The sequence below is a fragment of the Pseudactinotalea sp. genome (assembly GCF_048594945.1).
In the GTDB taxonomy this organism is placed as follows: domain Bacteria; phylum Actinomycetota; class Actinomycetes; order Actinomycetales; family Beutenbergiaceae; genus Pseudactinotalea.
Genome location: NZ_JBMDXJ010000386.1, coordinates 1 through 7245, shown reverse-complemented (window position 1 = coordinate 7245; position 7245 = coordinate 1). Strand labels below are relative to the sequence as shown.

Sequence of the window (7245 nt, the reverse complement as noted above, 5' to 3'; positions counted from 1 at the left end):
CGGAAGCGACGCCCACGTCCGGCGGCGGCTATGGACTGGCGGCGATGCGCTCGCGTGTGCAGGAGCTCGGTGGCACGCTGGCACTGGAGACCGCAGCCGGCGAGGGAACCGCACTCGCGGCGACGATCCCGGTGGGCCCGGCGGAGGAGGCGCAGTGATCGACGTGGTGCTCGCCGACGACCACCCCGTGGTGCGTGCCGGGCTGTCCGCGCTGATCCAGGCTCAGGACGACATGCAGGTCGTCGCCGAGATGGACACGGCCGAGGAGCTCGTGCGCTGGTGCGCCACCCACACCGCCGACGTGGTGCTGCTCGATCTCCGGTTCGGCGCCGGCCGGCTGAGTGGCGCGGACGCGGCGCGCACGCTGGTGGCCTCGGGCGGGCCGGCGGTGTTGGTGATCACCACCTACGGCTCCGACGCCGACATCCTCGCCGCGATCGAGGCCGGCGCCACCGGGTACCTGCTCAAGGACGCGCCCACCGACGAGCTGATGCGCGCCGTCCGGGCGGCCGCTGCGGGGCAGACCGCGCTCGGACCTGCGATCCAGCAGCGGCTCCTGGGCCGGGTCCGCGCACCGTCGCTCGCGCCGACCGAACGCGAGCTCGACGTGCTCCGCCTCGTGGCCGCCGGGCGCTCCAACGAGGAGATCGCACGCGAGCTGTTCGTCTCCCGCGCCACCGTGAAGACCCACCTCGCCCACCTCTACGACAAGCTCGGCGTGCAGTCCCGCACCGCCGCCGTCGCGGCCGCCAGGGATCGAGGGATCCTCCCGACCTGAACTCCTCCGATCCGTCCGGGGCGTGCCCGGGCCGTCTCTGGCTTCGGGACGCGCAGGGGGTCAGTCGCCGTCCAGCTGGCCGGCGAGGCGGTCGTGGCGAGCCTTGCTGTCGCGGTTCATCCCGACGATCGTCACGGTCTTGCCCTTGCGGGCGTACTTGTGCGTGATCGCGTCGAGCGTGGCCACGGTGGAGGCGTCCCAGATGGGCGCGCGGGAGACGTCGATGACCACGCGCGCGGGGTCGGCGTCGTAGTCGAACTGGTACACGAGGTCGTTGGAGGAGGCGAAGAACAACTCGCCTTCGACGGCGTAGGTGCGCTCGCCGTCGTCGTCCCCGGCATCGAGCCGGGTCACCCTGGTCACGTGCGCGACGCGCCGTGCGAAGAGCACCATCGCGACCAGCACTCCCACGATCACGCCGTAGGCGAGGTTGCTCGTGGCGACCGTGACCGCCACGGTCGCGAGCATCACCGCTGTCTCCGAGCGCGGCATCCGCTTGAGGGTGGCGGGCTTGATCGAGTGCCAGTCGAACGTGCCGACCGAGACCATCACCATCACGGCCACCAGCGCCGCCATCGGCATGATCGCCACAACGTCGCCGAGCCCGACCACGAGCGCCAGCAGGAACGCCCCGGCGAGGAACGTGGAGATCCGGGTGCGGGCGCCCGAGATCTTCACGTTGATCATCGTCTGCCCGATCATCGCGCAGCCGCCCATGCCGCCGAAGAAGCCGGTCACGAGGTTCGCCACGCCCTGGCCCCACGCCTCGCGCGACTTGTTCGAGTGGGTGTCGGTGACGTCGTCGACCAGCTTCGCGGTCAGCAGCGACTCCAGCAGTCCCACGAGCGCCATCGCGAGCGCGTACGGCGCGATGACCTGCAGCGTCTCGAACGTGAAGGGCACGTCCGGGATCAGCAGCTGCGGCAGCGAGGAGGGCAGCTCGCCCTCGTCACCGACCGTAGGCACCCGGATGCCCGCAAGCACCGTGACCGCGGTCAGCAGCACGATCGCCACCAGCGGCGCCGGCACCACCTTGGTCCAGCGCGGCAGCAGCACGATGATCGCGAGCCCGACGGCGAACAACGGATACACCTGCCACGGCACGTCGATCAGGTGCGGCAGCTGCGCCACGAAGATGAGGATCGCGAGCGCGTTGACGAAACCGACCATCACCGAGCGCGGGATGAACCGCATCAGCTTCGCGACCCCGAGCACGCCGAGCAGCACCTGGAAGACGCCCGCGAGAATCACTGTCGCGATCAGGTAGTCCACGCCGTGCGAGGCCACCACCGGCGCGACCACGAGCGCTACGGCGCCGGTCGCAGCAGAGATCATCGCCGGGCGCCCGCCCACGATCGCGATCGTCACCGCCATCGTGAAGGCAGCGAACAGCCCGACCCGCGGGTCCACGCCGGCGATGATCGAGAACGCGATCGCCTCGGGGATCAGAGCGAGCGCCACCACCAAGCCGCCGAGGATCTCGATCCGGAGCCGCTTCGGAGAGCGCAGCGCCGCCCGCACCGACCAGGACTGGTCGGCCTCGGGCGGGCCGTCGACGGCGGGGGTGGGCTCAGGGGTCGTGGTCTTGGCAGGCACGTGGTTCCTTGCGGGCAGGTCGGCGCCGGAGCGCCGGAGGAGTCAGCGCGCCACGCTGCGCACGTCCGGGCGGAGGCAGGGGCGGGTCTCGCCCCGGTCGCACACCCTACCCTGACGTTAGGTGAGGTTTGCGCCGTCGTCGCTGCCTGCCATCATCGGCGGATGCAGGAGCAGGAGCCATCGGTAGCCACCATGCACATCGGCGCCGTCGCCGAGGCGACCGGCCTCTCGCTGCGCACGCTTCGGCATTACGACACCGTCGGCCTCGTCACGCCGTCCGGCCGGACAGAGGGCGGATTCCGGCTCTACACCGAGCCGGACGTCCAGCGGCTACTGCTGGTCCGGCGCATGAAGCCGCTGGGTTACACACTCGAGGAGATGACCGAGTTCCTGCGGGTAGCCGATGACACGGTTGCCGATGAGCCGGGCTCGCGCGACCGTCTGCGGCGCTACCTGTCCGATGCCGAGCAACGACGCGCCGATCTCGCCCGAAAGACGGCGATGGCCGACGAGTTCATCGCCCAGATCGGCGCTGTGCTCGCAACGCCACCACGCTGACACCCATCCGCCCGGCTGTTCGCGACGAAGAAGACAGAGGTCAGGTCGAGCGAGAGGATGGCATTGCGGAACGTCCGAAGGCACAGTGTGCGATCACGGCAGGGTTCGGGTTCGCCGACGCCGGTCCCAGTCCCTACGATGAGGGGCATGGGTGAGCGGACGGTGCCGCACACGACCCGGGAGCGGGACTCGCTCGGACCGGAGGCGCTCCGGTGAGCCACCTTCCGCCGGGGTACGGCGCCGACGGGCACCTCCACCTCGATGACTCGATCCACCCGGTCGTGCTCACCGACTTCGACGTGGACAAGTACGTCAAGAACGCCCGCGGCCGCATCCCGGTGTCGGCTTCGGGCCTCACGATGACGCCCCGCACGGCCCGCGACCTGGCGTTCCTGTGGCGGCTGGAGGTCGCAGCGCTGGGCGAGATGCGCTCGCTCCTGATCTCGTGGACCGGCAACGAGCCGCGCATCACGGCGTTCCTCGCCACCTGGGCGTACGAGCGGTACTGGCTCGCCCGCGCCGAGCGCGACCTGCTCACCGCTGCCGGTGGGACGCTGCCCGTCCCAGCGGGGCGCTCGCTCACCGTGCGCGCGCGCGGCGCGTACATCGACAAGGGCCTCCCGCTGACCTCGCCGCTGGTCGGGAGCGTGGTCGGCGAGGCCGTGACCGCGGGTCACATGGCCCGCATGGCGGTCCAGGAAGGCGCCCTCCGCGCCGCGCTCGACGCGCTCAGGGCGAGGCTCTCGGGCGAGGCGAGCGACGTCGTCGGGGAGATTTCCCGACGGCGTAGCGACTTCGTGGACTTCTTCCGCGGCGAGGCCGCCGCGCGAGTCGAGCGCTCGACGGCGGAGCGCATGTTCGCGCTGTCGATGCTCGGTTGGCCGTGGGCCCCGTTCCGTGCGGTCGGTGTGGCCGACGCGGCCGAGGTGCAGGCGCTGGGGTCGATCTTCGAGACGCCGGCGGCAGTCGCCGACCTCGAGGCCTCCGACGCCGCCGTGGGCGATCTGCTCCCCGGGCGCCCGACGCCGGCACTGAACCTGGTGCGACGTGCCCGGCGCCGCCGCCGACCGATCCCTGCGAGGAGCAGCCGTGGCCTTTGACCTCGACACATTCGCGGAGACCTCCGAGGCGGTCACCTGGCACGACCTCGACTTCGACACCTTCGACGAGTACCCACTCGATCACCAGACGCTGCGCACCCTCCGTTACATGTGCGACGTCGAATACCACACGTCATGCTTCCTGCGGGAGATGCTGGTCACGCCGTCGCATCGCGAAGAGGACGCCGCAGGCTTCATGACGATGTGGAACCGTGAGGAGTTCTGGCACGGTGAAGCTCTGGCCGCCGTGCTGGCGCGTCACGGGATCCAGGTGGACTACAACGAGTTGAAGGCCAAGCGGACCAAGCTCGGTTGGCAGCTCGCGCTCAGCACGATGAAGCAGTCTGCGCTCGCGAACCTCATCGGGAGCGACTTCGTGGCTGTTCACATGACGTGGGGCGGTGCAAACGAGCTCTCGGCGGTGGCGGCCTACCGGCGGTTGGCCGACATGACCGAGCATCCCGCCCTGTCCCCGCTGCTGCAGCGCATCTCCCAGCAGGAGACGCGGCACGTGGCGTTCTACACCACGCAGGCGCGCGACCGGCTGCAGGATTCACCTCGTGCGCAGGGACTCGTGCGTACGATCCTGGAGAAGTACTGGAAGCCGGTCGGGTCCGGGATCATGTCCGAGCCGGAGGTGCAGCACGTGATGGGGCACCTGTTCGGCGGGCGCGGGGAGGAGCTGGACAAGCTCGACAAGCGCATCCAACGCCTCCCCGGCCTCGACGGCATCGCGATGTTCCGCTCCGCCTTCACCCGCCTCGGCATCATCTGAGAGGGCGCCTCAGACCCCGGGCAGACCCGGGATCGGGGCCATCAGCAGCGGACTCTCGTCCAGCTCAGCCTGCCCAGGCAGCGTCTCGAAAGGCGCGATGTCCTGCTGGCAGGTGGCGCCGTCGTCGGCCTCGAGATCCACGAGATAGGTGGCGATGGCGGCGTTGGCGCACGAGCTGATCCCCAGCGTGGTGTGGCCGTAGCCCTCGACCGTGAGTACGCGGGCGTCCTGGAAGTGGTCCGCGTACGGCTGGGTGAACGAGTACGGCGTGGCCGGGTCGAAGCGGGTACCGATCACCATCACGGTGGCGTCGGTCTGCTGCTCCCAGGGACCCATGTAGGCATCGTCGTCGCGGTACTGGACGAACTCACACTGCAGTCCCACCCAGGAGCGGAAGGCGCCGAAGTGAGGGGCTTCCTCGTCGGCCGCTGCGGCCTGCGCCGGGTAGTCCCACGGCTTCAGCGGGTGGTCGCCGTCCACGCACATGCTGGCGAGCGCACTACCGAGCCCGGAGTAGTCCTCGATGAGACCGAGCCGGCGCAGCAACTCACCGAGCGAGTCGACCGAGCGCTGTGTCGACATCGCCTGCTGCGGCGGTGCCGCGAGCTGGGCCAGCGCGGCCGCGAGGTCGGTCCAGGCGAGTGGCGAGTAGAGCGAGCTGAAGGCCATCGCGACGGCGTCGCTGTAGCCGACCTCCATCGTGGAACCGTCGGGGAGCGCGACCTCGGCGGGCTCGTCCTTCAACCGGTCGAACAGGTCCTCGACCACCTCGCCCGGGTCGCCGAGCGCCGCCAGCGGGCACGCCTCGGGGCCGGCCTCGGCGCACAGCTGCAGGAACTCCTGGAACGTCTCGTCGGCAGCGACGCCCTGACCAGTGCGGTAGCCCACGGAGCCGTTACCACCGGACCACACCTCCGGGTCGAGCGTGCCATCGAGGACAGCTGCGCGGATGCGGTCGGGGAACAGCGCGCTGTAGGTCGCGCCGAGCACGGTGCCGTAGGAGTAGCCGAGGTAGCTGAGCTCCTCGTCGCCCACCGCCTGCCGCAGCAGGTCCATGTCGCGGGCCACGTTGGCGGTCGACGCGTGCTCGATGCGGTCGCCTGAGAGCAGCTCGCACGCCGCTGCGGTCGCCGCGAAGGTGGCCATGAAGGTGGCGCGCTCGCTCGCGTTGGTGGGGAAGGCCGGCAGGTCGGCGAGGAACTCGTTCTCGGCGTCCGCATTCGGGAAGCAGGTCACCGGGTCGGACAGGCCCACCCCGCGCGGATCGAACCCGATGACGTCGAAGCTGGTGTGCACCTGCGGGTCGAGGAAGGGTCCGCCGAGCATGTGCATGGTGTCGACACCGGGGCCGCCCGGCCCGCCGAAGTTGACGAACAGGCTCCCGATGCGCTGATCCGGCTCGGTCGCGGGCAGACGGGTGAGGGCGATGGTGGTGGTGGCGCCCTCGGGGTCGTCGTAGTCGGTGGGGACCTCCACGGAGGCGCAGTCGAAGGCTTCCAGCCCTTCGCCGTCGCAGGCTTGCCAGTCGATCTCGGGCACCGGTGCGTCCACCTGTGCGGGTTCGGTCGATGGTTCGGTCGGCGGTGGCGCGGGTGGCGAGGCGGCCGCTGCCGAGGCGCCTGCGAGCAGCAGGGCGCCGGCGGCAGCGGCGGCGGTGGTTCGGGCAGCGTGTCTGTGGAGTGTCCGCAGCATGCGTTCCTTCCTAACAGCGCGCACCAGGGTCGGAAAGGGTGGCGAGGGGGTTCCGTTCTGAGGCCTGCCGTGTTATCGAGCGTCTCTGCCCCAGAGGTGGCAGACCGAGCCGGAGCGTCAGACCCGCTCGAGCTCGGGCTCCTCGGGCGCGGGGAGGGGTCGGGCGGCCGGGGCGGCGAAGGCGGCCGCCAGCACGAGCACAAGCACCACGATCAGTGCCGGGCGCAGCCCGTACTCCTCGCCGAGGAAGCCCAGCGTGGGCGGCCCCACGAGGAAGGCGATGTAGCCGACGATGGCGGCGATCGCGACCCTCGCAGCTGGGTCCTCGCCGGAGTCGGCGGCGGCGGAGATGGCGACCGGGAAGCCGAGCGAGGCGCCCAGGCCCCAGAGGATCGCGGCCGAGGCTGCCACCACCTGGTTGTCGACGAAGATCACCAGCGCGAGGCCGGCGCCGCCGAGCAGGGCGCTCGCACACAGCACGGCCGCGCGTCCGAACCGGTTGACGAACCAGCCGCCCACGAACCGGCCGACCGTCATCGAGGCAGCGAAGACCACGTAGACCGCGGAGCCGAGAGCGGCGTCGAAGCCGTGGCCGTCGACCATGACGAGCGGCAACCAGTCGGTCGCCGTGCCCTCCGCGAGCGCGAGTGCGAGCACGATCGCGCCGATGAGCAACAGGCGGGTGTCGCGCCACAGCGGCGTGCGCGGCGATGCGGCCGTGTTCAACGGGTCGGGGGCGGTTCGAC

At 70.7% G+C, this 7245-nt stretch carries 7 protein-coding genes; 4 read left to right on the top strand and 3 right to left on the bottom strand.

Annotated elements, in window-relative coordinates; genetic code table 11:
- The first annotated feature begins 154 nt into the window (after positions 1-154).
- Positions 155-778: a response regulator gene (locus ACOJSN_RS17475; RefSeq protein WP_420113767.1), complete on the top strand. Its 624-nt coding sequence runs from the start codon at positions 155-157 to the stop codon at positions 776-778.
- Positions 779-838: 60 nt separating this feature from the next.
- Here ACOJSN_RS17475 and ACOJSN_RS17470 read toward each other — a convergent pair whose 3' ends face one another.
- On the bottom strand, positions 839-2374 hold the full coding sequence (locus ACOJSN_RS17470; RefSeq protein WP_420113766.1) for a SulP family inorganic anion transporter: 1536 nt from the start codon (positions 2372-2374) through the stop codon (positions 839-841).
- A gap of 162 nt (positions 2375-2536) precedes the next feature.
- Between ACOJSN_RS17470 and ACOJSN_RS17465 the strand changes: the two genes are divergently transcribed.
- The 3 genes from ACOJSN_RS17465 (at position 2537) to ACOJSN_RS17455 (ending at position 4807) form a co-directional block, all read left to right on the top strand.
- Positions 2537-2932, top strand: coding sequence for a MerR family transcriptional regulator (locus tag ACOJSN_RS17465; RefSeq protein WP_420113765.1), 396 nt, complete (start codon positions 2537-2539; stop codon positions 2930-2932).
- 212 nt (positions 2933-3144) lie between these two features.
- Positions 3145-4032: a hypothetical protein gene (locus ACOJSN_RS17460; protein WP_420113764.1), complete on the top strand. Its 888-nt coding sequence runs from the start codon at positions 3145-3147 to the stop codon at positions 4030-4032.
- Complete coding sequence (locus ACOJSN_RS17455) at positions 4022-4807, top strand: ferritin-like domain-containing protein (protein WP_420113763.1); 786 nt, start codon at positions 4022-4024, stop codon at positions 4805-4807. Before ACOJSN_RS17460 ends, ACOJSN_RS17455 begins: the two co-directional genes overlap by 11 nt.
- 9 nt (positions 4808-4816) lie before the next feature.
- Here the strand turns inward: ACOJSN_RS17455 and ACOJSN_RS17450 are convergent, their stop codons facing one another.
- Positions 4817-6499: an alpha/beta fold hydrolase gene (locus ACOJSN_RS17450; protein WP_420113762.1), complete on the bottom strand. Its 1683-nt coding sequence runs from the start codon at positions 6497-6499 to the stop codon at positions 4817-4819.
- A 117-nt stretch (positions 6500-6616) separates the two neighbouring features.
- Positions 6617-7245 (bottom strand): MFS transporter (locus tag ACOJSN_RS17445; protein ID WP_420113761.1); only part of this gene is annotated, 629 nt, incomplete at its 5' end.